Genomic DNA, 23,739 nt, shown 5'->3' on the forward strand with positions numbered 1-23,739 from the left:
TTCGCACTGCGGCCGGTGATCGGACAGAATGTCGCTATGAAGCTTGTACCCGTTCCCGATGCTGTGAGCGCGGAGGACATGCTCCGCCCCTTCCTCGCTCAGACCGTCAACTGGTCGATCGACTCTCCTCCGCTGTCCGATGCCCAGATCGCCGCTGACGACGTGCTGGCCGGCTACCTGGACGGCTGGGGGCGACCGGGCGACACCGGCGTCGTCATCCTCGACGAGGAGGAGCAGGCGGTGGGCGCCGCGTGGGTCCGACTGCCGCACGACGGCTGGCGCGGCCTGGGATGGGCCGGGGATCAGATCCCGGAGCTCCGCATCGCGGTCGACCCGGCGGCGCAGGGCAACGGCTACGGAACACACCTCCTGCGCGCGGTTCTGGACCTCCTGCGCCTGTCCGGACGCGGTTCCGTGAGTCTTGCGGTGCACGAGCTGAATACGGCCGGCGAGTTCTTCGCGGCGAACGGATTCGTGATCGCGGGTCGCGAAGGCGGCGCGGACATCCTGCTGCGCAGCATCTGACGATCCGGCTCAGGCGGCCTGGCCTGCCCGAGTCGGCAGCGCGGGGAGCTCCGCTCGTGCGAGCCACGGATCGAGCAGGGCGTGCGCATCGATGTCAGTGATCTCTGCGACGAGTGTGCAGAACCCCTCCGCATCCCCATGGCCGTGCCGGTTCCTGGCACACCACTCCTGGACGATCCGCCGGAAGTCCTCGTCCCCCACGGTGCGCCGCAGGGCCTCGAGCGTGAGAGCGCCGCGCTTGTACACGCGATCGTCGAACATGTCCGGTCCACCCGGATCGCCGACGATGATGTCCTGTGGGAGACCGACATGCTCCGCATGGACCTCGTCCGCGCAGTCCGCGATCGATCGTCTGTCCGTGGCCTGGGACCAGATCCATTCGGCGTAGCAGGCGAACCCCTCGTTCAGCCAGAGGTCGCGCCAGCGGCGGATCGACACGGAGTTGCCGAACCACTGATGCGACAGCTCATGGGCGATCAGCCTCTCCGCTTCCCACGTGGGCAGCAGATGGTTGGCACCCAGGATGGAGAACGGCTGGGATTCGAGGGGGATCTCGAGGTCCTCCGGTGTGACGACGATGCCGTAGGAGTCGAACGGATAGGGCCCGAACCAGTCCTCGAAGACCTCGAGCATCCGTCGCTGCTTCTCCAGGACGAGGGCTGCTGCGCGCCATGTGGAGGGAGGCGCCGCCAGCCACTGCGGAACGGTTCCGACACCCGGCAGGGAGTCGATGCGGTACCGACCGACCTGAACGCTCGCGAGGTAGGGGGCCAGGGGAGTGTCCGAGGTCCACTCCCAGCGGGTGCCGCGGGAGGCCCGGGTCTTCGAGGTGAGGCGCCCGTTGGCGATGACGGAGTAGTCCGCGTCGGTGAGCACGCTGATGCGGTACGTCGCCTTGTGGGCCGGGTGATCGTTGACCGGATACCAGGTGGCGGAGCCGTTGGGCTGGCCCGCGACCAGTGATCCGTCCTCGAGCTCCTCCCAGCCGACGTCGCCCCACGTCCCCATCACCGGTTCGGGGGTGCCGGAATAGCGGATCTCCAGGAGGAGACCGTCGCCGCGCGTCGTCGCAGGCAGTGTGACGTCGACGTGGCGGCGGTGCTGGCGGAAGCGGACCCGCCGGCCGTCCACGCGGACGCGGTCGACGCCGAGCCCCACGAGGTCGACCTTCAGCGAACCGATGTCTTCGAGCGCGCGGACGCTCAGGCGGGCCGTTCCATCCAGGCGATTGGGGCCCAGCCGGTAGTCGAGGTCGAGGTCGTAGTGCTCGACGGTGTAGTCGTCATGCCCGGATTCGGGGATGTAGGGATCACGCACGGACGTCAGTCCTCCTCGGCGGGGATGATGGGAGCATCGATCCAGGGTACGACCGGATTGCCCATGAAATACGCATTCGCCGGGACGAACTCCCCGCGCATCACGAGGCTCGCGGGTCCGACGGTGGCCGCGTCGCCGATCGTCGCGGCGGGCAGGATGACGCTGTTGGGGCCGAGGGTGGCGCCGGGGTCGAGCGCGACGGTGTCGAGGCTCATGACGCGATCGTGGAACAGGTGCGTCTGGACGACGCAGCCCCGGTTGACCGTGGCGTTGTCGCCCAGGGAGACGAGGTCCGCCTCCGGCAGCCAGTACGTCTCGCACCACACGCCGTGCCCGATCTTCGCGCCCAGGCAGCGCAGATACCAGACGAGGGCGGGTGTGCCGACCGCTGTGCGTGCGAACCAGGGTGCGGCGACGAGCTCCACGAACGTGTCCGCGAGCTCGCTGCGCCAGATGAACGACGACCAGAGAGGATGCTCGGATCGGCGGATGCGTCCGACGCAGACCCATTTCGCCGCGACTGCGATACCGGCGGCGACCGCACCGGCGAGCATCATGACGACGCCGGACAGGAGGAGCATGACGAGGGCGGCGGTGGTGTCCGCAAGAACGTGCGCGAGTGCCGTATGGAGTCCGATGAGCGCGCCGATGACGCCTGTGACGATGAGCGCCCCGGCGACGACGGACAGCAGACGCAGCGTCTCCCAGGCCCCTCTGGTCCGGCGCAGACGAGCCGATGGTCGGTACGTGAGCGCGGAGTCGGCCGCGACCTCCGAGCGGCGGAGCTCGACGGGTGGGGAGCCGATCCAGCTCGAGCCCTTCTTGGCCTTGGTGGGTGCAGCGGACAGCACGGCGACGAGCGCGTTCTTCGGCACGCGCCGTCCGGCGGCCGCCATCCCGGAATTGCCGAGGAACGCCCGTTTGCCCACCTTCGCCGGTCCGACCCGCATCCAGCCGTTGCCCAGCTCGTAGCTGGCGACCATCGTGTCGTCGGCGAGGAACGCGCCGTCGGCGATCGTCGTCATCGACGGCACCAGGAGGACGGTCGACACCTCGACGTCACGTCCCACCTTCGCCCCGAGCAGGCGCAGCCACACCGGGGTGAGGAGCCCCGCGTAGAGCGGGAAGAGGAGGTCGCGGGCCATGTCCATGATCCGCTCGGTCGCCCACACGCGATAGCCCGCGAAGGACCTCACCGGGACGACGTCCTCCTTCATCCCGATCGCGAGTGTGCGCACGGCCAGCACGATGAGCAGAGCCGTGCCGGCGAACCAGGTGAGGCCGAGGACGGGGGACCAGGCGAGGAGGACGAGTGGGGAGACGACGGCCTCGGGCCCGGACACGGCGACCATGAGCGCCACCCCGGGAACGGCGGCGAGCACGGGGATGGCGGCGTGGAGGACGGAGCCGATCGCATAGAGCAGGAAGGGTGTGCGGCGGCGATGAGGAGGCGGTTCGGGGAAGTCGATCTGCGCCTTGCGGACGCGCATGGCAGGCGAACCGGAGTACACCTGCCCCCGGCGCAGCTTCCCGTGCACTGCGGAGCCGGGCTCGACGAAGGCCCCGGCTCCCACCCGCGACCCCGGCAGCAGCGTCGAGCGGGCGCCGACGACTGCGTACTCGCCCACGCGGATCGGGCCGATGTGGACGACGTCGCCGTCGACCCACCAGCCCTTGAAGTCGACCTCCGGTTCGATGGACGCACCCTCTGCGAGGGTGAGCATCCCGGTGACGGGCGGGACCGAATGCAGGTCGACGTTCGGGCCGATCCGGTTTCCCAAGAGGCGGCCGTACCACGTGACCCACGGCGCCGACGCGACGGAGACGGCTGACGCGAGGTCCGCTGCGTGCTCTGCGAGCCACAGGCGCAGGTGCACGGAGCCGGAGCGCGGGTACGTGCCGGGGGAGACTCCGCGCAGCAGCGCTCGGGCGACTGCCGCGGAGACGAGCATGCGGCCCCACGGGGTGACGAACACGCAGTAGAGCGCGACGACGAACCACCAGCTCACGGTCGGGACGTCCATCCCCGTCAGACCTGCGAGGTTCACGATGACCAGAGCGAGCACCGCCCACTTCATCGCGGCCAGCACGTGGACGGGCAGGCCGAGCAGGGTCTGGAGCGTCTGCATCGAGTACCGCGTGCGCGTGATCGTCCGCCGGGGGCGCGCGGGTGCCGCGTCGTCGGTGTCCGAGGCGACGTCGACGAGCGCACCGAAGCGGGGCACGGAGTACACGTCGCCGACGGTCACACCTGCGTGACGCGTGCGCAGACGGGAGACCAGCTGTGCGGCTGCGAGGGAGCCGCCGCCGGAGTCGAAGAAGTCGGAGTCGAGGGTGGGAACGGTTCCCAGGACCGCCTCCCACTGGTCCGCGAACCAGTGTGCGGACTCGGGCAGATCGTCGCGGTCGCCGCCAGCGGGCTCTTCGCCCGGCAGGGGCCAGGGCAGTGCACTGCGGTCGACCTTGCCGGAGGTCTTCGTGGGCAGGTCGTCGACGAGGACCAGTCGGGGCACCAGCGCCGGGGGCAGCTCCTGCCGCAGCAGCGCGGTCCACGCCTCCCGCTGGTCGTCGCCGGGGATCTCCGGGGCGAGGTACCCGATGAGCAGCTGCATGCCGCCGGCCGACTCCTTCACGGCGGCGGCTCCTCCCGCGATCCCGGGCAGCGCTTGGAGTGAGGCATCGACCTCGCCCAGTTCGATGCGGCGACCGCCCAGCTTCACCTGTTCATCCGCGCGGCCCACGAAGACGAGGCCCTCCGGATCCATGACGACGAGGTCTCCGGAGCGGTACGCACGGTCCCAGCCCAAGGTCGGCATGGGCGCGTACTTCTCCGCGTCCTTGGCTGGGTCGAGGTAGCGGGCCAGGCCGACGCCGCCGATGATGAGCTCACCGGTGGCCCCATCGGCGACAGGGACGCCGGTCGCCGGGTCGACGACCGCCATGTCCCAGCCGTCCAGCGGCAGCCCGATGCGGACGGGGTCCGCACCGTCGAGCGGTGCGGCGCAGGTGACGACCGTGGCCTCGGTCGGGCCGTAGGTGTTCCAGACCTCGCGATCCTCGTCGGAGAGGCGGGCCGCCAGCTCAGGAGGACACGCTTCGCCGCCGAAGATGAGGAGTCGGACGTTCGTGAGGGTCTCCGCAGGCCACAGCGAGGCGAGGGTCGGGACGGTGGAGACGACGGTGATGCCGCGATTAGCGAGCCACGGGCCCAGGTCCATGCCCGACTTCACGAGTGACCGGGGCGCGGGCACCAGGCACGCACCGGACCTCCACGCGAGCCACATCTCCTCGCAGCTCGCGTCGAACGCCACGGACAGGCCGGCGAGCACGCGGTCGCCCGGTCGCAGGGGCTCTCCGCTGCAGAAGATCCTCGCCTCGGCGTCGACGAAGGCCGCTGCGGAGCGGTGCGAGACCGCCACGCCCTTCGGAGTGCCGGTGGAGCCCGAGGTGAAGATCACCCAGCAGTCATCGGTCGGCTCCGGTGCCCGGAGCGGGGGGACCTGCTCGGGGGTGCGGCCGTGTCGGACGTCGATCGTGAACCCGTCGGTGACCACCGCGGCGCACTTCGCCTCGGAGAAGACGGTGCGCGCCCTCTCATCCGGATCGTCCACGTCGACGGGGACGTAGGCGCCTCCGACCATGAGCACGCCGAGGATCGCCGTGTAGAGATCAGCCGTTCCGGACGTGACGCGCACGCCCACGGTGTCGCCCGGCCCCACCCCGGCGTCCGCCAGGGCGAGCGCGCGGTCCCGCATCGCGGCGAGGAGCTCCCGGTAGCGCAGAACCGTCGTCCCGTCGTCGATCGCGGGGGAGTCCGGGTGCTCGGCAGCGGTCTCCACGATCAGATCGATGAGTGTGCGGGGCGGCGGCGCCAGGTCGCTGGCGGGGAACTGCGGTGTGTGGATCTCCGTCGGAGACTCGTGGGAGCCGTGGATCACGTGTCGATGTCTCCTGCTTCGCGGGATGGACGCGACGATGATAGCCGCAGCAGGTGAACGGAGGGTGTCGCCTGTGCTGGAGCGCCGCCCGGTGTGAGCCCGGTGTGAGCCCGGATACGATCGGCTCATGACTCACTCTTTCGATGCTCTCATTGCTATGGAAGATCCGGCCGACGGTGCGCAGTCCACGTCCGGCGCAGGGCTCGGCGGTCCGCGGACGGTCACCGCGAGGACGCATCCTGCGTGGGCGAACATGGTGGGCCCCTACGGCGGGGCGACCGCGGCGCAGGCGCTCGCCGGCATCACCTCGGATCCCCGGGCGCAGGGTCGTCCCGCCGCGCTCACCGTCAACTTCGCGGCGCCGGTCGATGAGGGGACGATGGAGGTCGTCGTCGACCCCGTGCGGACGAATCGGTCGAACCAGCACTGGACCGTGCGCATCGACCAGGAATCGGGCACGGTGCTCACCGGCACCGCGCTGCTCGCCCGGGGGCGCGAGACGTTCACCGATACGGAGCTGTCCGTCCCGGACGTCCCCGTGCCCGCGGACGTCGACATCACCCCCTACACGATGGCCCTGCCGTGGATGGAGAACTACGTCTTCCGCATCGTGTCCGGCCCTCCGACCGCGGCCTCCGCATCATCGGAGACCGTCATGTGGGTGTCGCAGGCGCAGCGGCGCCCGTGGGACCACGTGTCCCTCGCGGCGGCCTGCGACGTGTTCTTCCCGCGGATCTTCGCCCGAACGGGCACACCCTCGCCGGCGGGGACCGTCAGCTACACCGTGTACTTCCACACCGCACCCGAGGCCCTGGCCGCCCAGGGTGAGCACCTCCTGTGCCGGGCCGCGGCCTCGCGCTTCCACGAGGGCCACTTCGACCAGATCGGCCACGTGTGGGGCGAGGACGGTGAGCTGCTCGCGACGACGACGCAGCTCGTGTACTTCAAGGGCGTGTGAGTCGGCGGTCGGACCGCGGCAGCGCTGCGACCACGGTGACGAGGAGCGAGAGGAGGGGCGATGGACGCCCTGTTCGGAGATGATCTGCTGAAGCGTCCCCGCCGTGAGGTGGCTCCGGGCGCCGTCTGGGTCCCCGGGTTCCTCAGTCCGCCGCAGCAGGCATGGCTCGTCGCTCGCTTCCACGAGTGGGCGGCGGGGCCGGTGCCTCCGCGCTCGGCCACGGTCCGGGGGCATGAGATGAGTGTGGAGACCGTGTGCCTGGGGTGGCACTGGCGCCCCTACGCGTACTCGCGGGATGCTGTGGATGTGAACGGCAACGACGTCCTCGACATGCCGGACTGGATGATCCGTCTGGGACGCAGCGCGATCGACGCGGCGTACGGAGAGCAGGCGAGGACGTCGGCCGAGTCCCTCCACCTCGAGGGGGGCTACACACCGGACACCGCGCTCGTGAACTTCTACGATGATGCGGCGCGGATGGGGATGCACCAGGACCGGGACGAGAGGTCTCCGGCACCGGTCGTGTCCCTGTCGATCGGGGACTCCTGCACCTTCCGGTTCGGCAATACCGAGACGCGCACGAAGCCGTACGAGGACATCCTCCTGGAGTCCGGCGACCTGTTCGTCTTCGGGGGCCCCTCACGGATGGCCTATCACGCGGTCCCCACCATCCACCCCGGCACGGCACGAGCGGAGACCGGGCTGGAATCGGGCCGCATCAACATCACCCTGCGGGAGACGGGGCTGGAAGGATGACGATGACGGAGACCACGGGCCTCGTGGTGGGGGACGACGGCCGCGCACGGCCTCAGTGGGCGGCGCACGATCCGCTCCTGCGCACGTACTACGACACGGAATGGGGGATGCCCGTCCGCGACGAGCAGGGGCTCTTCGAGCGCCTCAGCCTCGAGGCGTTCCAGTCCGGGCTGTCATGGGCGACGATCCTCAGGAAGCGTTCGGCCTTCCGCGAGGCTTTCGCGGGCTTCGACCCGGACGCGGTCGCCCGGTTCGACGAGGCGGACACCGCACGCCTGCTCGCCGACGCCCGCATCGTCCGCAACCGCGCGAAGATCGCCGCGACGATCGGCAATGCGCAGGCGACCGTGTCGCTGCGGGACAGGGGAGGGCTCGCGGAGCTGATCTGGTCCTTCCAGCCCCGGGAGACACCGAGGCCGCGCACCGTCGCGGACGTTCCCACACAGTCGGACGAGTCGCGTGCGCTCGCCCGCGCGCTGCGGAAGGAGGGCTTCCGGTTCGTCGGGCCCACGACGATGTTCGCGCTCATGGAGGCGCTGGGCCTCGTGGACACGCATCTCCTCGGGTCGCACAGGAGGGGCACGTCCGGGGTGTGGGACACGTGACGCGTCCGATCGGCCGCACCGCTGCGGGCGCGCCTGGCACTCGCAGCGCCGGGCCTCCCTCCGGCCCACTGGACCCGCGGGTCCGGCACGCGACCCCTCGCTGGGTGCTCCTCGTGTCCGTTGCCCTAGGGTGGGTCTCCGCGCTCGCCGCAGCGCTGCTGTTCGTCCTCCTGGGCGACGTCGTCGACCTGCTGCCCGCTGGGAGGGGGCTCGACGGCGGAGCGTCCCCGGCGGGGACGGCGAACGCCCCGGCCGACGGAGGAGCCGGCTCATGGGCAGGCGAGCGCGGTCGGTACGCCCTCGCCGCGGCCTGCGCCCTCGTCGCCGCGCTGTGCTCCGGCGTGGGAGCCTGGTTCGGTGAATGGGCGGCGTCGACCACGGAGACCCGCCTGCGCCGCGCCGTCGTGTCATCCGTCTTCCGCGGCGGCTCCGTCCGAGCCTCCGCCCAGACCGGACGGCTCCTCGCCGCCGCGACCACATCTGTGGAGAAGGCCGCGCAGTACCGAGCCTCGTTCCTGGGCCCGATCACGGCATCGCTCACGATCCCGCTGCTCGTCCTGCTGGTGATGGCGCTCGCAGTCGACGCTGTGACAGCAGGCATCCTCGCTGTGCTGATCCTGCTGGTGCCCCTGCTGATCGGCGGCTTCCAGCGCCTCGTCCGTCCGGTGGGCGGGGCCTACCGGAGATCCCAGGCGGCACTCACCAGTGCCTTCCTCGACGCGGTCCAGGCACTCGAGACACTCGTGTACGCACGTGCGGCGGACCGTCAGGCCGCCGTGCTCGCCGCGCGCGGGGAGTCTCATCGGCAGACCCTGATGCGCATGCTGGGAGTCAACCAGCTACTCATCCTGGTCGTCGACGCGGCCTTCTCGCTGGCCGTCATCGTCGCAGCCGCCGTGGTCGGGACCCTGCGCGTGGCGAACGGTGACATGAGCGTGGGCGACGGCCTGACGGTCATGCTCCTCACCACTCTGGTGATCGGACCCGTCGACGTCGTCGGGCAGTTCTTCTACATCGGCATCGCCGGACGTGCGAGCCAGGCGCAGATCGGTTCTCTCCTGCGTTCCGGGGACAGCGGGGTCGAGCGAGCGCCGACGGGCGGGCGGACTCCCGCGACCGGCTCGCGCGGCGCAGTGATCGAGCTGGTCGGCGTGAGCGCGGGCTGGCCAGGCGGCGCCGACGTGCTCACGGACATCTCGCTGCGGGTCGAGCCCGGCGAACGGGTCGCGCTCGTCGGCCCCAGCGGGACGGGCAAGTCGACGCTCGCCGCTCTCATCCAGGGCCACCTCGCGCCGCGGCGCGGAACGGTGCGGGTCGAGGGGCTGGACCCGCTCACAGATAGCGGAGCCGTCCGCGGTCGGATCGCAGCCGTCGAGCAGAGAGCGTTCCTCTTCCTCGGCTCGATCGCCGACAACCTGCGCCTCGCAGCACCCGGGGCCGACGACGCGCAGCTGTGGGACGCCCTCGCCCGGGCGGGCCTCCGCGAGGAGGTCGCGGCGATGCCCGCCGGGCTCGACACCCAGGTGGGGGAGCAGGGCGCTCTCCTGTCCGGCGGGCAGTCGCAGAGGCTCGCGATCGCCCGTGCGTGGCTGCAGGACGCGCCGCTGCTCGTGCTCGACGAACCGACCTCACAGGTCGATCTCGCGGCAGAGGCTCGGATCCTCGAAGCGCTCGATCAGCTCGCCGCTGAGCGCACGGTCCTCATGATCGCGCATCGGCCCGGAGCCGTCCTCGCAGCAGACCGTGTCGTGGACCTGGGGGTGCGGTCATGAGCCGCGCGCGCAGGGCGCACACTGCCGGATGGCTCATGCGGCACGCGGAGGGGCTCCTCGCGCCGTTGCTGCTGGCCGCACTCGCCCGGGTCATCTCCCAGCTGCTGGGAGTCGCACTCCTCGTCGTGATGGCGGACGCGATCGTGCGCGCCGCGGCGGGCGACGGCGTCCGCTTCGGAGAGCTCGCCGGACTGCTCGTCTGCGCCTCCCTGCTCAAAGCGGCCCTGCGCTACGCCGAGCACTACGCGGGGCACTGGGTGGCGTTCACCGCGCTCCAGCGTCTGCGCGCGCTCTTCTTCGCCGCACTCGTCCCGCAGGCCCCGGCGGCGACCAGGGGGCGGGCCGGTGCAGCACTCACGGAGACCGCGACGCGCGACATCGACCGGATCGAGGTCTTCTTCGCCCACACCTTCCCGCCGGCCGTCTCCGCGGTCCTCACTCCGGCGATCGCCCTCACCTGGCTCGGCATCGCCGTGGACAGGTCTTCGGCACTCCTGCTCCTGCCGTTCGTCCTCGCGGTGCTCGTGGTCCCCTTGGTGTCCGCACCCACCGTGTGGCGATCAGCGCGGCAGGTCGCCGCAGATCGAAGCGCAGTCGCCGCGCAGGTGGGAGACGACGTGCACGGCGTCCGGGACGTCCTCATGCTGGGAGCCCAGCAGCGCCGCCTCGCGGAGCTCGACGCAGCGGGTGACGGGCTCACCCGGGCGCGTTCGGCCTCGGGGGCGGTGCAGGGGATCCGCACCGCGATCATCGACCTGGTCCAGGCCGCAGCGGTGATCGTGCTGGTCGCCGCGGGTGCGGCCACGGGACACGGACTGTGGCACGTGGCGAGTGCGCTCGCGGTGGCGGTGGGACTGCGCGGATCCGTGCGCGGGGTCGACGGCTTCATGGCAGGCCTCGATGCGGCGCTCGCATCGGCTCAGCGGCTGCGGGCGATCGTCGACGCGCCGCCGGCAGTGATGGATCCGCGCCGGCCGCAGGAACTGGATCCGGCAGAGGCGTCGGAGCGGCCCAGCGTGGAGTACCGCGGCGTGACCCTCCGGTACGCGGTGACCGACTCCGGGGACGCAGGAGACGACCCGGCCTCCGGGGTGGTCGCAGGAACCGCGCTGGAGGATGTGAGCGTCGAGTTCCCTGCAGGGGAGTGGTCGTTCGTCGTCGGTGTGTCCGGCAGCGGGAAGTCGTCGATGGCGTCCCTGCTGCTGCGGGCATGGGATCCTCAGGCGGGAGAGGTTCGCCTGGACGGTGTGTCCGTGGCTGCGCTGGAGCTGGACGCACTCCGATCACGGGTGGCGCTCGTCGATCAGCGACCCACACTGCTGGCGGCATCAGTGCTCGACAATCTCACGCTCGCGGCACCTGAAGCGTCTGCGGAGCAGGTGCGGGCAGCGCTCGAGGTGGTGGGGCTCTCAGAGTGGACTGAAGCGCTGCCGTTCGGCCTCGACAGCGTGCTGGCCGCGGGGCGGACCGAGGTCTCCGGGGGACAGCTCCAGCGGCTCGCACTGGCACGTGCACTGCTCGCCCGGCCGCAGGTGCTCGTGCTGGACGAAGCTCTCAGCCAGCTCGACGAGGCCACAGCCGCGTCCGTCCGCGCACGTCTGGACGCCGCCCGGCCCGGCACCACGACTCTCGAGATCACCCACCGGGTGGACCTGGTGCCGGACGATGCGTTCGTCGCAGTCATCGATGCGGGACGGCTCGTCGAGCAGGGACGGACGGCGCAGCTGCGCGAGGAGGCAGGAGCCTTCGGGCGTCTGCTCGAGAGGTGACGATGAATGAGGAATGCCGGGACATCGTCTGCACGATGTCCCGGCATTCCTCAGCTGGTCGGGCTAGCGGGATTCGAACCCACGACCTCTTGACCCCCAGTCAAGCGCGCTACCAAGCTGCGCCATAGCCCGTCGGATCTGCGATGAACCGTGGATGACCTTATCCGAATGCTGAGCGACAGGGCAAATTCTGGTGGCGGTGGCCCGCACGGCACGGGGTGGGCGCCGAAGTGGGGCGGTCCACGTCACCGGAATGCGATCTGCGCCACCGATGCGGCTATGCTGGGATGGATTGACCTGACGAGGAGGAGTTGACATGGCTGATCTCACCTTTCCCGAAGGCCTGCACTATTCCGCAGAGCACGAGTGGGTCGCCCGAACCGACGACGAATCGGTCGTTCGCGTGGGCATCACCGACTTCGCCCAGGACTCACTCGGTGACGTCGTCTTCGTCGACATGCCTGACGTCGGGGACACTGTCACTGCTGGTGAGTCGAGCGGTGAGGTGGAGAGCACGAAGAGCGTGTCCGACCTCGTCGCGCCGGTCTCCGGTGATGTCATCACCGTGAACGAAGCACTCGAGGACGCCCCCGAGACGATCAATTCCGATCCGTATTCGGGCGGCTGGATCTACGACGTCCGACTGTCCGACCCCGCAGAGGTCGACGCACTGATGGACGCCGCCGCATACCGTGCGGCGGTCGAAAGCGAAGGAGCCTGATGTCCCAGCAGAACGGCGGGTTCCCCGACGGCCAGCAGCCGTGGCAGGGCCAGGAGTCGACGTCCGCGACACCCCATGTCTTCCCCTTCGGGAACCAGCAGCAGGGTGCGCCGGAGGAGGCTCCGCAGGAACCGCAGTACGACGCTCAGCAGCAGCCCCAGGGCTCGCAGCCCATTCCCCAGCAGCACAGCCCGCAGGGCTGGGCGCAGCCGGCTGCGCCCCAGCAGTACGACCAGGGCCCGTACGGCCAGCAGCAGTACGACCAGCAGCAGTACGACCAGGGTCAGCAGGGCTCGCAGCCTCAGGCCTGGGGCCACGCACAGGTCGACCAGCAGTGGGCGCAGCAGCAGCCGGGGCAGTTCGGCTCGGGGCCTCAGCATCAGAACGCTGAAGCGCAGCCCGGTCACGCCTTCGGCTCCCAGGGCCACACGCAGGGCGGACCTCCGCAGGAGTGGAACGGCCCGCAGGCCGGGCAGCCGCCGGCGGCGGGACAGGAGCAGGGCAGCCAGGGGAATCCCCAGTTCTCCGGCATCCTGGACCCGCATACGGGCGAGATCCACCCTGTCCCCGATCTGCAGAACCTCGATGAGACGGACGCGCTCCTCGTCGTCGTCTCCGGACCGGACGCCGGTGCGCAGATCCTGCTCGACACGGACGTCGTCACAGTGGGACGCAGCCCCAATGCGGACATCTTCCTGGACGATGTGACGGTCTCGCGCAAGCACGCGGAGTTCGTGAGGACGCCTTCGGGCTTCACCCTGCGGGACAACGGTTCGCTCAACGGCACCTATGTGGGTCGCCAGCTGATCGATTCGATCGAGCTCCAGAACGGTGCGGACGTGCAGATCGGGAAGTTCCGCATGATCTTCCAGCAGCGTCCGCGGACCAGCTGAGCGCGGAACAGATGGCGGATCTCGAAGTAGAAGTCGTCGGAGTCAGGATCGAGCTTCCCGCGAACCAGCCGATCCTCGTCCTCAAGGCGGTCGAGCGGCCGCGATATCTGCCCATCTGGATCGGGTCGTCGGAATCGGCGCTCATCCAGATGACGCAGAAGGGGCTCATCTCCGCTCGTCCGCTGACGCACCAGCTGCTCCTGGACGTCCTCGACCGCTACGGTGCGAGCATCGAGCGGGTGACCGTCACAGGACGGGAGGAGCACACGTTCTATGCGCGCATCGATACGAGCGACGGCAAACAGATCTCTGCACGTCCATCCGATGCGGTGCTCCTGGCCCTCACGGCCGATGCACCCGTGTACGTGGCGGAATCCGTCCTCGATGAGGACGGCATCGACGCTCCTGAACCGGATGAGGACGCTGTGGCGCAGTTCCGGGAGTTCCTCGATCACGTATCGGCCGAAGACTTCAGTCCCGATGCGGAAGCGGATGGCTCAGCAGAATCCGCTCCGGATTCCGACGACGCCGCACCCGGTCACACAGCTGAACCCGACCCGTCAGATGCGTCCGAGCAGTCCGATGAGCCCGATGACGATCCGTCCGCGGATGATCCGGATGGCCGCTGACGCTCCTCGCGCTCGACACGAACGACCAGAGAAAGGCTCGATATGAGCTTCCACGCTGACCCGCGCTTCGATGCTGTGGGATCCGTCCGCGCGACCCCGGAGACCCTCGCAGGGCTCGACGAGTGGCGCGGGCTCGATCCCCAGCAGCAGCCCACCTATCAGGATGCGGCGGAGCTCGAGACGGCCCTGGCGGAACTGCGCTCGGTGCCGCCTCTCATCTTCGCGGGTGAAGCGGACCTGCTGCGGAGCCGCATCGCGGATGCGGCGGCGGGCAGGGCCTTCATCCTCACCGGCGGCGACTGCGCAGAGACGTTCGCGGATGCGGAGGCGGACAAGATCCGGCGTCGCATCCAGACGGTCCTCCAGATGGCGGCGGTCCTCACCTACGGGGGATCCGTCCCGGTCGTGAAGATGGGCCGCATGGCCGGTCAGTTCGCCAAGCCCCGGTCATCGGACACGGAGACCCGTGAAGGCACCACACTGCCGTCGTACCGGGGTGACATCGTCAACGATCACGCCTTCACCCCGGAAGGGCGTCGCCACGACCCGAACCGCCTGCTGCAGGCGTACCACATCTCTGCCTCGACGCTGAACCTCATCCGCGCGTTCACGCAGGGCGGCTTCGCCGATCTGCGGCGCGTCCACGACTGGAACCAGGGCTTCCTCGGGTCGAATCCGAACTACCACCGCTACGAGCAGATCGCGCGCGAGATCGATCGTGCCCTGAAGTTCATGGCAGCGTGCGGGGCGGACTTCGACGCGATCAACTCAGTCGAGTTCTTCGCCGCTCACGAAGCGCTGCTGCTCGAGTACGAGAGCGCGCTGACCCGGATCGATTCGCGGACCGGCAACCCGTACGCGGTCTCCGGTCACTTCCTGTGGATCGGGGAGCGGACCCGCGACGTCGGCGGCGCGCACGTCGACTTCCTGTCCCGCGTCCACAACCCGATCGGTGTGAAGCTCGGCCCCACGACGACGAAGGACGAGGTCCTGCGCCTGGTCGACAAGCTCGATCCGGAGCGCACCCCCGGCCGCCTGAGCTTCATCACCCGGATGGGCGCCGGGCAGATCCGCGAGAAGCTCCCCACCCTCCTGGCCGAGGTCGGCGCGGAGCTGCCGCAGGTCGCGTGGGTCTGCGACCCGATGCACGGCAATACGATCACCTCCGGGAACGGCTTCAAGACCCGACGATTCGAAGACGTGGTCGAAGAGGTCTCCGGCTTCTTCGACGCCCATGCCGAGGCAGGCACGATCCCGGGTGGCCTGCATGTCGAGCTCACGGGCGACGACGTCACAGAGGTGCTCGGAGGCGGAGCGGAGATCGACGAGGAGGGCCTGCGTCGCCGCTACGAGACACTGGTCGACCCCCGTCTCAACCACGACCAGTCGCTTGAGATGGCGTTCCAGGTGGCAGAGCTGCTCACGAAGGCCACTCGCGCGTGAGTGATCGGTCGGCGCCCGTGATCGATCTTCGGTCCGACACGCTCACGCGTCCGACCCCCGCGATGCGGAAGGCGATGGCGGAGGCGGAGGTCGGTGACGACGTCTATGCCGAGGACCCGACGGTCAATGCTCTCGAAGCGCGCCTCGCAGAGATGTTCGGCCACGAGGCCGGCCTGTTCTGCCCATCGGGATCCCTCACGAACATGCTGGGAGTCGCCGTCTCCGTGGGCCGTGGGCAGGAGCTCCTGGCGGAGTCCCGTGCACACGTGCTGCGCTCGGAAGTGGGCGGCCACGGCGCGATCGCCGGCGTCACGAGCCGCACGTGGATCTCTCCCGACGGCACGCTGTGCGCCGACGACGCGATCGCCCTGGCGGGAGACGCCCGCGGGTACAACCAGGTCGGGACCGCCCTCATCGCAGTGGAGAACACGCACAACTTCTCCGGGGGGCGCGTCGCGGACATCAGTGAGCTGCGCAGACTCCGTGGGCTCACCGATGCTCGCGGCATCCGCACGCACATGGACGGTGCCCGCGTCGCCAACGCCATCGTCGCGTCCGGGACGTCGTTCGCGGATCAGGGCGCGGTGGTGGACACGATGAGCGTCTGCCTGTCGAAGGGGCTCGGGGCGCCGGTCGGCAGTGTGCTGACCGGTTCCGCCGGGCTCATCGAGGAGGCTCGTTACCTGCGCAAGCGCTATGGGGGCGGGATGCGCCAGGCCGGTATCCTCGCGGCCGCGGGCATCCACGCGCTCGACCATCATCTGGACCGACTCGCCGATGATCATGCGCACGCCGCGCTCATCGCGCAGGAGGTCGCCGCAGCGGTCCCCGCCTTCGTCGATCTCGGGGCCGTCGAGACGAACATCGTCCTGCTGCGCACGGGTGCTGCGGGCGTATCAGCCGACGACTTCGCGCGGTCGGCCGAGCTCCGCGGCGTGCGCATCATCGCGATGAACCAGGACGAATGCCGTCTCGTCACCCACTTGGACGTCACCGAGGAGCAGGCGCGCGACACCGCACGCATCCTCGCAGAGCTCGCCGAAGAGTCCGCGGGCGCAGCCTGACCGACATTCTTCGGCGCGCGTCGCCAGTCGCCGCCCTCAGCCGGAGACTCGCTGTCCGCGAACCGCCAGTCGTCGGTCGTCGGTCGAGGACGATCAGTCGTCGTTCGAGTCGGACTCGTCCGAGTCCGGTGAACTCGACCCGTCGGACTCCGAATCGTCCTCGGCTGATCCGTCACCCGATGATCCGTCTGCTGACTCTCTGCCCTTCGACACCGTCAGCATGACGAGTGCCCCGTCGTCCGAGTCCTGGCCGCCGTCGGGGGACTGCGAGATGACCTTGCCCTTCGCGACGTCGTCGGAGTACTCGTCGTCGCGGGAGATCCGGAAGCCTTCGCGGGCGAGGTTCCCGAACGCCGTGTCGTAGTCGAGCCCGGTCACGATGGGGACGGAGACGGGCTCGACGCCCTTCGAGATGACGAGGTCGACCGGTGTGCCCTTCGCCGCCGTTTCGCCGCCGGGCGTGCCCTGGCTCACCACAGCGTCCTCCGGTGCGTCGTCGGAGAACTCGCGTGTGATCTTGCCGAGCACCATGCCCGCTGACTCGAGGGTCGTCCGCGCATCCGCCTCCGCAGACCCGGTGACGTCCGGGACCGTGAAGAGCTCTTCGCCCTGCGACACGGTGACCGTGACGACCGACCCGCGGTCGAGTTCGGTTCCCGCTCCCGGGTCCACATCGAGGATGCGACCTTCGGGAATCGTGTCGCTGTGGCCGTCGGCGGTTTCGGCACGCAGGCCTGCATCCTCGACGAGACTGATGAACTCCTCGGGGTCCTGCCCGGCGGTGACGTCCGGCACCACCGTCGCGCGGTCCGTCAGGGCGACTGCCGCACCGACCGTGAGGAGCGCGGTGACGAGGACCGCGACCAGCCCCAGCAGCACGCCGCGACGCCGTCGCCTCCGGCTGACGGACGCATCCGGGCCCGCCGCCGAGGTCCCGGCGACAGCCGCTGCCGTCGCTGGGACGCCGTCCTGCGAGGAATCGGTCACCGATGCCTCGGCCTCGTCTGTCTCTGCCGCCGCGCCTGCTGGCGCCCCGATCGACGGGTCATCCGCTGAGGACTCGTCGTCGAGGTAGGGGATCTCGTCGGTTCCCGCGCCGGTGCGGACAGGAGCGGAATCGGCGCCGGGCCCCAGGATCGTCGCGGTCGGCACCAGGAGCGGACGGGTGGCGAAGGCCGGGTCGTCCAGAGCCTCTTCGTGGTCGAGGTCCAGCTCCTCGTCCGTCAGGGCGGCTCGTGCCTCCGCGGCCGCTTCGCGCAGCGCCGTCGCGGTCTGGGGGCGGTCCTCCGGGTCGCGGGAGGTCGCCCACAGCACCAGAGCATCGAAGCGCGGGCTGAGCCCGGGGCGTTCGTCCGACGGTGGCGGCACATCGTCGTGGACGTGGCGGTAGGCGACCTGGATGGCGACGTCGTCGGTGTACGGCTGGAAGCCGGTGAGCATCTCGTAGAGCATGATGCCGACGGTGTAGAGGTCGGTGCGGCCGTCCGCGCCGGTGCGGGTGACCAGCTCCGGTGCGACGTAGCCCACAGTGCCCATGAGCGTCTTCGTGGTGGTCGCCGCGCTCACGGCACGGGCGAGGCCGAAGTCCGCTAGTTTGATCTGACCGTCCGCTCCGAGCAGCACATTGTCCGGCTTGAGGTCGCGGTGGATCATCCCCGCGGAGTGGACCGCCTCGAGTCCCGCGAGGATCGCATCGAGCACGATGACGGCCTGTCGCGGTGTGAGGGTCCCCCGATGGCGGAGCTCCTTGCGCAGCGTGACATTGGGGAGGTACTCCATGACCAGGTACACCGAGTCGCCGTCGCGCCCTGTGTCATGCACTGCCACGAGGTTGGGATGGATGAGGGTCGCAGCGGACCGTGCCTCTCGCTGGAACCGCTCGACGAAACCCTCGTCGTCGAGCAGGTGGCGGTGCATGATCTTGAGCGCGACGACGCGATCCAGTCGCAGGTCCGTGCCCTTGTAGACCATTGCCATGCCGCCGCGCGCGACGGCATCGTCGATCCGGTACCTGTCGTCCAGCACCTGACCGATCAGCGGATCGGTGAGCGTGGTCATCGTCCTCCCTCCGCTCGGGACCGGTCGGCCAGGATCTGCACATTCGCCGCGAACCTCTGTGCGTCGCGGTACGGCCCGTGCGTCCTGACGGAGGTGAGCCCCTGGTAGTAGCCGTGGAGTGCTTCTGTCTGAGTCTGCGCGCGCTCGACGAGCGATGCGAGGATCGTCACGCCCGCGGTCACATTGTCTGCGGGATCGAGCACATCGAGCGTGCGGCCGATCGTGTGCGCGGCACAATGCACGGCGTGAGGGGTCGTCTGCATGATCCCGATCGCGTTCCCAGGACTCACGACGGCATGGTTGAAGCCGCTCTCCGTCTGCGCGACGGCGAGTGCGAGGTGCGGGTCGAAGCCCTGCTCTCGCGCGAGCCGGTCGACGAGTGCACGTGCTGCCCTGCGGGACGGGACGGCGCGCGCTGAGAGACTGCGTCGATTGATGCGCGCCGCCTGGACGGTGTCGTCGGGATGGCCCTCTGCGGGTGCCGACAGGGTGGGGAGGTCCTGTGCGTCGATCCGCGGCCGGGCACTCATCGCGCCGGTGCCGGACAGGTTGAGCAGCTCTCCCTCCACGAGGAGCTGTGAGGTCCCCATGGCGTTCGCGCGCTGCAGATCCGCTGGACTGCGGCGGTGCCGCGCGGCGATCGACTGGAGCGTGTCCCCGGGGCGTGCGCGGTCGGTGGCCGGCCCGTCGGTCACCTGGCGTTCGGGCAGGGAGACGATCTGACCGGGTCGCAGGTGGGGCCGTCGCGACAGGCCGTTCAGATCGACGAGCGCCGGGACGGACACGCCGAAACGTGCCGCGACGCTCACCAGGTCATCGCCCTTGCGGACCCGATAGGTGCGGCCGCCGTGGGCGACCGGCACGGACTCCGAAGCGGTCCCGGAGGTGAAGCCCGGTGCAGTGGTGACGTCGATGGGGAGCGCGGGTGCGTGGTCGGATTCCGGGGGGAGGGGCGCGTCCGCCGGAGAGGACAGCAGCGCGGAGACCGTGAAGGGGTCCGGCGCGGCGGAAGTCCGCGCGCGATCCCGGCGGCTCGCGGTGGGCGCGGGGTGCTCCGTCGACAATGTCATCATCCGTCCTGCAGGTGGTCCGGTGCTCTAGGGGGAAGTCGGCATCATGCAGACGGGGACAGCGTATCCAGGCTGGGCGGTGATCCGGCGGCACCCGGCGGGCGTGTCGCGATGAGGGGGAGGCGGTGGGCCGCCCCGAGTCGTTAGGCTGGGGGAGTGAATGGATCAGAAGAACTCGTAGACGCATGGTTGCCGCTTCCCGATATCGCCGAGCGGTCCGGACTGGGGATCTCGAAGGTGCGCAGATTCCTCGAGGACCGGGCCCTGGTCGGTGTGAGGCGGGGTGATCGCGATGTGTTCCAGGTTCCGGAGCTCTTCCTGGATGCGGACTCCATGCCGCTCAAGCACCTGCGCGGCACACTCACGACCCTGCTCGATGCGGGATTCGACGAGGAGGCGGCGATCGCGTGGCTGTTCACCCCTGACGAATCGCTCCCCGGTCGGCCCATCGATCTGCTGCGGGCGGGGAACAAGGGCGAGGTCCGCAGGCGCGCGCAGGCCCTCGCTCTCTGACCAGGCACTCGTCGACTGATCGGTCGACCGGAGTGCGAGGCATGGCCCGCCCCGCCCGGTCAGCGGTGCCGCTGCGTCAGCGCATCGGCGAAGGCCTCCAGGACGGTCGCATCGTCATGCGCCACCCCCAGGCGCTTCAGCTCGTCCAGTGCAGCCAGAGCACGCGCCGTCTCGGCTTCGATGAGGCGCTCGAACGCGTCCTGTGCGCCGCAGTCCGTCATGATCGCAGTCATCCGTGCGACGTCATGCGCTGAGATGTCCTCCGCGCCGAGCCTCTCCTCGAACCACCGCGCCTCGGCCTCGGCGGCGCGATCGAGGACCTCTGCCACGAGGATCGTCCGCTTTCCCTGGACGAGGTCGTCGCCGGCCGGCTTGCCGGTGATACCCGGGTCGCCGTAGACGCCCAGGACGTCGTCCCGCATCTGGAACGCACGGCCCAGCGGGAGGCCGAAATCCGCGAGGGCGGCCCGCAGCGCGTCGCCGGCACCTGCAAGCGCTGCGCCCAGGACCAGGGGCTGGACGACCGTGTACTTCGCGGTCTTGTGGGTGAGGACCTCGTCCGCGCGCTCCCGCAGCTCCGCGCGCGTCGGGTGCGCTGCCTGGAGCTCGATGTCGAGGAACTGTCCCAGCATGACGTCCCGGCGCAGCGCGGCGTGCGCCTCCCGTGCCGCCGGAGCGTTGGCGAAGCCGGCGGAGTCGAACAGCTCTTCACTGAGCGCGAGGCAGAGGTCGCCGCCGATGATGGCCGCTCCCGTGCCGTACAGAACCGGGTCGCCGCTCATGCGCGAGCGCGCGTGGGCGGCGCGGAAGCCCGCGTGCATCGCCGGTCGTCCCCGGCGGGTCTCCGAATCGTCGATGATGTCGTCGTGGACCAGCGCCGCGGCGTGCAGGAGCTCGACCGATCCGGCCGCCGCGGCGATCGCCTCGGCATCGCCTCCGCCGGCCAGTTCGTAGCCCCACCAGGTGAGGACGGCGCGGACGCGCTTCCCGCCGGCGCTGAACATCCGCAGCGGATCCAGGAGCCGGTCCGCTACGGGAGAGATCTCCCGCAGCGTCGTCCCCGTGTGCTCGAGGAAGGCCCCGAGCGTCGCATCGACGCGGGCCCGCACCTCGGCGTCGGGAGTCAGTCTGCTGCCGTTGGCATCCGCGCGGATCGCGGTCACGGAAGGACTCTCCCACCGACGGACACGAGCAGGCCGTCTTCGCCGTCAGGATCCGGCGCGATGCTCACAGCGACGGTCTGGCCCGCGTCATCGGAGTGGTAGGACTGCGAGGTGACTCCGCCGTCGGACGACGGGTCGCCCACGGGCTCGAAGTCGGCGTCCTCGAAGTGGTCGCTGTAGAAGTCGAGCACATCGTCCTCCGATGAGGTGGTGCGCATCGTGAGGTTCGCGGCGACGGGCTGCCCGTCCGCGGCCGGTTCGACGGATGAGAGGACCACCTCGGAATCGGGCAGCGGGGGGATCACGGAGGGGAATCCGTCGATGACCGCACCGCTCGTGGCCTGCACATCCGGTCCGGTGGGGGTCTCCGTCACGTCCGGTGCGTCCGTGCCCGGGCCGGTGGCGGATTCCTCTGCGGACGGAGCGGATTCTGTCGGAGGAGAACCGTCACCGTCGGCTTCAGGGGCGGAGCAGCCGGCGAACGCGAGTGCGGCGGCCGTGCAGACGAGCACGGTCCGGGGGGAGCGGAGTACCATGCTGACCAGAGTACCGCGCGGGGGTGGATGTGAGTCGAAAGCAGCTTGCCCGGGGCGGGGGCGACCTCGACCGACTGGGCACGGACGATACCGGGTGTGTGATCCTCCACATCGACATGGACGCGTTCTTCGTGGGCGTCGAACTGCTCAGCCGTCCTGAACTGCGGGGCCGTCCGGTGGTCGTCGGCGGCAGCGGAGGTCGCGGAGTGGTGGTGTCCGCGAGCTACGAGGCGCGGGCGTACGGAGTGCACGCAGCGATGCCTGTGGGCAGGGCGATGACGCTGTGCCCGCAGGCGATCCTCATCCCTCCGTCCAGAGGGCTGTACAGCGCATACTCGAAGCAGGTGTTCGACATCGTGGCCCGGGTGACCGACGAATACGTCCGGGTGGGCATCGACGAGGGGTACGTCGATGTGACGTCGGCGGTGCGTCGGTTGGGTTCGCCCGGCCGCATCGCCCAGGGGCTTCGGGCGGCGGTCCGGGCGGAGACCGGACTCGTGGCATCCATCGGAGCGGCATCGACGAAGGTCGTGGCGAAGCTCGCCTCGGCCCGCGCGAAGCCCGACGGGCTGCTGGTCGTGCCCGTGGACAGAGTGGCGGACTTCCTCCGGCCCATGCCCGTCGAAGCTCTGCCGGGGGTGGGGCAGAGCACGCAGAGCGGCTTCGCGCGGTATGGTCTCCGCACGATCGCGGACCTGGCCGACGCGGACGAGGCATGGGTCGCGAGGACGTTCGGTGCGCACGGCAGGACGCTGCGCGACTTCGCTCACGGCATCGACGCCCGTCCGCTCCACAGCGAGCCGAAGGATCACTCCGTGAGCGCCGAGCGGACCTTCGGCGACGACGTGTGGGACGCGGACGTGCTGGAGACCGAACTGCTCCGCCTCTGCGACGACGTGGCCGCCCGACTCCGGAAAGAGGGGGCGACTGCCCGCGGGGCAGGGCTGAAGTACCGACTGGCGGACTTCACCACATTCAGTCGATCGGTGACGCTGCCCGTGCCGAGCGACCTCCCGCACGACCTGCGCGCGGCACTGCTGGTCCCGCTGCGCCGGCTGCGCGCCGATCATCGAGCGGGCGTGAGACTGCTGGGCGTGCGTGCGCACGGACTCGCGGACCGTGCCGCCTCCGGACGGCAGGCGTCCCTGTTCGAGGTCGACGATTCGGGGGAGTCGATCGAGGGCGACGGATCGACAGGTGACTCTGCGGCGGGGGCGAGTGAGGCCCAGCGCGCACTCGACGAGGTGAGGAGCCGCTTCGGCGGAGACTCGATCACCTCGGCTTCGCTCCTGCGGAGAGGATGACGGCTGGGCGATTTCCCAGGTTGGCGACTATCATAGGAGGAGTACCGCGGCGCCTCGCGGAATCACTCCGCTCCGCGTCAGCGGACACCGCGCAGAACACGAATCGAGGAGATCGGGATGGCTCTCTCAGACCACGAGCAGCAGCTGCTGGACCAGCTCGAACAGCAGCTGAGGGAAGACCCCAGTTTCACCCGCAGCATCTCCGAGGATCAGCCTGTGGGGCCGGGGGACGGATTGTCCGCTACCCGCGTCGTCATCGGTGTCGTGGGTGTGGTCATCGGCCTGGCCATCGTGCTCGGAGCGATCTGGTCCGGCATCTGGCCACTCGGTGTGCTCGGCTTCGCAGTCATGGTGGGCGGCGGCTTCTGGGCGCTGTCTTCGGGCAGGGCACCCAAGACCGATGCCCCGTCGTCACGTCCGACCGGTTCGCCCGGACCGTCGACTGCACAGAACCGGAAGCCGTCCGGCTTCATGGATCGGATGGAAGATCGCTGGGACAAGCGCCGCGGCGGACAGTGATCTTCCCCACGGCTCACAGGCGATCGTGACTCCGTTCGATCATCGACGGCGAGCAGTTGCAATGAACTGACACCCAGGGGCCCGGGCGGCGCAATCGCCCGTCACCCGCCGTGCGCTCACCGCAGAGTGGCACGTACCCGGGGCTCGAGGTGCCCATTCCCCGCGCTCCACCGTCCTCAACCATCC

General features: G+C 69.9%; 20 protein-coding genes and 1 tRNA gene. 14 read left to right on the top strand and 7 right to left on the bottom strand.

The features are described from left to right. The first annotated feature begins 36 nt into the window (after positions 1-36). Positions 37-525: a GNAT family N-acetyltransferase gene (locus BJEO58_RS10675; protein ID WP_101589464.1), complete on the top strand. Its 489-nt coding sequence runs from the start codon at positions 37-39 to the stop codon at positions 523-525. A gap of 9 nt (positions 526-534) precedes the next feature. On the opposite strand, the gene BJEO58_RS10680 is transcribed toward BJEO58_RS10675, so the two are convergent. Next, positions 535-1,842: a M1 family metallopeptidase gene (locus BJEO58_RS10680; RefSeq protein ID WP_101589465.1), complete on the bottom strand. Its 1,308-nt coding sequence runs from the start codon at positions 1,840-1,842 to the stop codon at positions 535-537. Between the two features lie 5 nt (positions 1,843-1,847). Beyond that, on the bottom strand, positions 1,848-5,780 hold the full coding sequence (locus tag BJEO58_RS10685) for a Pls/PosA family non-ribosomal peptide synthetase (protein ID WP_308297867.1): 3,933 nt from the start codon (positions 5,778-5,780) through the stop codon (positions 1,848-1,850). Between the two features lie 127 nt (positions 5,781-5,907). Here BJEO58_RS10685 and BJEO58_RS10690 point away from each other — a divergent pair, with 127 nt between their 5' ends. From BJEO58_RS10690 to BJEO58_RS10710, 5 genes are all read left to right on the top strand, one after another. Continuing rightward, positions 5,908-6,738: a thioesterase family protein gene (locus BJEO58_RS10690; RefSeq protein ID WP_101589467.1), complete on the top strand. Its 831-nt coding sequence runs from the start codon at positions 5,908-5,910 to the stop codon at positions 6,736-6,738. Positions 6,739-6,798: 60 nt separating this feature from the next. Continuing rightward, complete coding sequence (locus BJEO58_RS10695) at positions 6,799-7,494, top strand: alpha-ketoglutarate-dependent dioxygenase AlkB family protein (RefSeq protein WP_101589468.1); 696 nt, start codon at positions 6,799-6,801, stop codon at positions 7,492-7,494. A gap of 2 nt (positions 7,495-7,496) precedes the next feature. Next, positions 7,497-8,099 (top strand): DNA-3-methyladenine glycosylase I, encoded by a 603-nt coding sequence (locus tag BJEO58_RS10700; protein ID WP_101589469.1) that lies wholly within the window; start codon positions 7,497-7,499, stop codon positions 8,097-8,099. Between the two features lie 113 nt (positions 8,100-8,212). Further along, positions 8,213-9,871 (top strand): ATP-binding cassette domain-containing protein, encoded by a 1,659-nt coding sequence (locus tag BJEO58_RS10705; protein WP_180951914.1) that lies wholly within the window; start codon positions 8,213-8,215, stop codon positions 9,869-9,871. Next, on the top strand, positions 9,868-11,640 hold the full coding sequence (locus tag BJEO58_RS10710; protein ID WP_101589471.1) for an ATP-binding cassette domain-containing protein: 1,773 nt from the start codon (positions 9,868-9,870) through the stop codon (positions 11,638-11,640). Before BJEO58_RS10705 ends, BJEO58_RS10710 begins: the two co-directional genes overlap by 4 nt. Before the next feature lie 55 nt (positions 11,641-11,695). Here BJEO58_RS10710 and BJEO58_RS10715 read toward each other — a convergent pair. Next, positions 11,696-11,772 (bottom strand) — tRNA-Pro (locus BJEO58_RS10715). 184 nt (positions 11,773-11,956) lie between these two features. Between BJEO58_RS10715 and gcvH the strand changes: the two genes are divergently transcribed. The 5 genes from gcvH to BJEO58_RS10740 are packed head-to-tail and all read left to right on the top strand — an operon-like array spanning position 11,957 to position 16,390. Next, a complete protein-coding gene (gene gcvH / locus BJEO58_RS10720; RefSeq protein ID WP_101589472.1) occupies positions 11,957-12,361 on the top strand; it encodes a glycine cleavage system protein GcvH in 405 nt (134 codons plus the stop codon). Continuing rightward, the gene (locus tag BJEO58_RS15390; RefSeq protein ID WP_101589473.1) at positions 12,361-13,254 is read left to right on the top strand and encodes an FHA domain-containing protein; all 894 of its coding nucleotides are present in this window, start codon (positions 12,361-12,363) and stop codon (positions 13,252-13,254) included. Before gcvH ends, BJEO58_RS15390 begins: the two co-directional genes overlap by 1 nt. A gap of 11 nt (positions 13,255-13,265) precedes the next feature. Next, positions 13,266-13,883, top strand: coding sequence for a bifunctional nuclease family protein (locus BJEO58_RS10730; RefSeq protein ID WP_101589474.1), 618 nt, complete (start codon positions 13,266-13,268; stop codon positions 13,881-13,883). Between the two features lie 42 nt (positions 13,884-13,925). Then, complete coding sequence (locus tag BJEO58_RS10735) at positions 13,926-15,326, top strand: class II 3-deoxy-7-phosphoheptulonate synthase (RefSeq protein ID WP_101589475.1); 1,401 nt, start codon at positions 13,926-13,928, stop codon at positions 15,324-15,326. Continuing rightward, the gene (locus tag BJEO58_RS10740; protein ID WP_246075981.1) at positions 15,323-16,390 is read left to right on the top strand and encodes a threonine aldolase family protein; all 1,068 of its coding nucleotides are present in this window, start codon (positions 15,323-15,325) and stop codon (positions 16,388-16,390) included. Before BJEO58_RS10735 ends, BJEO58_RS10740 begins: the two co-directional genes overlap by 4 nt. A gap of 93 nt (positions 16,391-16,483) precedes the next feature. Here BJEO58_RS10740 and BJEO58_RS10745 read toward each other — a convergent pair whose 3' ends face one another. Both BJEO58_RS10745 and BJEO58_RS10750 read right to left on the bottom strand, forming a co-directional pair. Beyond that, positions 16,484-18,448 carry a protein kinase domain-containing protein gene (locus BJEO58_RS10745; RefSeq protein ID WP_101589476.1) on the bottom strand — a complete coding sequence of 655 codons (1,965 nt, stop codon included), beginning with the start codon at positions 18,446-18,448 and terminating at the stop codon, positions 16,484-16,486. Next, a complete protein-coding gene (locus tag BJEO58_RS10750; RefSeq protein ID WP_101589477.1) occupies positions 18,445-19,518 on the bottom strand; it encodes a transglycosylase SLT domain-containing protein in 1,074 nt (357 codons plus the stop codon). The genes BJEO58_RS10745 and BJEO58_RS10750 overlap by 4 nt, the downstream gene beginning before the upstream one ends. Before the next feature lie 156 nt (positions 19,519-19,674). Here BJEO58_RS10750 and BJEO58_RS10755 point away from each other — a divergent pair, with 156 nt between their 5' ends. Continuing rightward, positions 19,675-20,031, top strand: coding sequence for an Rv2175c family DNA-binding protein (locus BJEO58_RS10755; RefSeq protein ID WP_101589478.1), 357 nt, complete (start codon positions 19,675-19,677; stop codon positions 20,029-20,031). Positions 20,032-20,090: 59 nt separating this feature from the next. Here BJEO58_RS10755 and BJEO58_RS10760 read toward each other — a convergent pair whose 3' ends face one another. Both BJEO58_RS10760 and BJEO58_RS10765 read right to left on the bottom strand, forming a co-directional pair. Continuing rightward, entirely contained in the window at positions 20,091-21,194 is a 1,104-nt protein-coding gene (locus BJEO58_RS10760) for a polyprenyl synthetase family protein (protein ID WP_101589479.1), read from the bottom strand. Next, positions 21,191-21,730: a hypothetical protein gene (locus tag BJEO58_RS10765; RefSeq protein WP_144573818.1), complete on the bottom strand. Its 540-nt coding sequence runs from the start codon at positions 21,728-21,730 to the stop codon at positions 21,191-21,193. Before BJEO58_RS10765 ends, BJEO58_RS10760 begins: the two co-directional genes overlap by 4 nt. Before the next feature lie 29 nt (positions 21,731-21,759). Between BJEO58_RS10765 and dinB the strand changes: the two genes are divergently transcribed. Both dinB and BJEO58_RS10775 read left to right on the top strand, forming a co-directional pair. Continuing rightward, positions 21,760-23,034, top strand: a complete 1,275-nt coding sequence (gene dinB, locus BJEO58_RS10770) for a DNA polymerase IV (protein ID WP_180951915.1) — start codon at positions 21,760-21,762, stop codon at positions 23,032-23,034. 117 nt (positions 23,035-23,151) lie between these two features. Beyond that, positions 23,152-23,553, top strand: coding sequence for an SCO2097 family morphological protein (locus BJEO58_RS10775; RefSeq protein ID WP_101589482.1), 402 nt, complete (start codon positions 23,152-23,154; stop codon positions 23,551-23,553). The last annotated feature ends 186 nt before the right edge of the window (positions 23,554-23,739 follow it).

Origin of the sequence: Brevibacterium jeotgali (assembly GCF_900169175.1) — a bacterium.
GTDB classification, from domain to species: domain Bacteria; phylum Actinomycetota; class Actinomycetes; order Actinomycetales; family Brevibacteriaceae; genus Brevibacterium; species Brevibacterium jeotgali.

What these genes read in the sequence shown, in the direction of transcription:
- BJEO58_RS10675 (WP_101589464.1), top strand. Translation starts at nt 37, where the DNA reads ATGAAGCTTGTACCCGTTCCCGATGCTGTGAGCGCGGAGGACATGCTC.
- BJEO58_RS10690 (WP_101589467.1), top strand. Translation starts at nt 5,908, where the DNA reads ATGACTCACTCTTTCGATGCTCTCATTGCTATGGAAGATCCGGCCGAC.
- BJEO58_RS10695 (WP_101589468.1), top strand. Translation starts at nt 6,799, where the DNA reads ATGGACGCCCTGTTCGGAGATGATCTGCTGAAGCGTCCCCGCCGTGAG.
- BJEO58_RS10700 (WP_101589469.1), top strand. Translation starts at nt 7,497, where the DNA reads ATGACGGAGACCACGGGCCTCGTGGTGGGGGACGACGGCCGCGCACGG.
- BJEO58_RS10710 (WP_101589471.1), top strand. Translation starts at nt 9,868, where the DNA reads ATGAGCCGCGCGCGCAGGGCGCACACTGCCGGATGGCTCATGCGGCAC.
- gcvH (WP_101589472.1), top strand. Translation starts at nt 11,957, where the DNA reads ATGGCTGATCTCACCTTTCCCGAAGGCCTGCACTATTCCGCAGAGCAC.
- BJEO58_RS15390 (WP_101589473.1), top strand. Translation starts at nt 12,361, where the DNA reads ATGTCCCAGCAGAACGGCGGGTTCCCCGACGGCCAGCAGCCGTGGCAG.
- BJEO58_RS10730 (WP_101589474.1), top strand. Translation starts at nt 13,266, where the DNA reads ATGGCGGATCTCGAAGTAGAAGTCGTCGGAGTCAGGATCGAGCTTCCC.
- BJEO58_RS10735 (WP_101589475.1), top strand. Translation starts at nt 13,926, where the DNA reads ATGAGCTTCCACGCTGACCCGCGCTTCGATGCTGTGGGATCCGTCCGC.
- BJEO58_RS10745 (WP_101589476.1), bottom strand. Translation starts at nt 18,448, where the DNA reads ATGACCACGCTCACCGATCCGCTGATCGGTCAGGTGCTGGACGACAGG.
- BJEO58_RS10750 (WP_101589477.1), bottom strand. Translation starts at nt 19,518, where the DNA reads ATGACATTGTCGACGGAGCACCCCGCGCCCACCGCGAGCCGCCGGGAT.
- BJEO58_RS10765 (WP_144573818.1), bottom strand. Translation starts at nt 21,730, where the DNA reads ATGGTACTCCGCTCCCCCCGGACCGTGCTCGTCTGCACGGCCGCCGCA.
- BJEO58_RS10775 (WP_101589482.1), top strand. Translation starts at nt 23,152, where the DNA reads ATGGCTCTCTCAGACCACGAGCAGCAGCTGCTGGACCAGCTCGAACAG.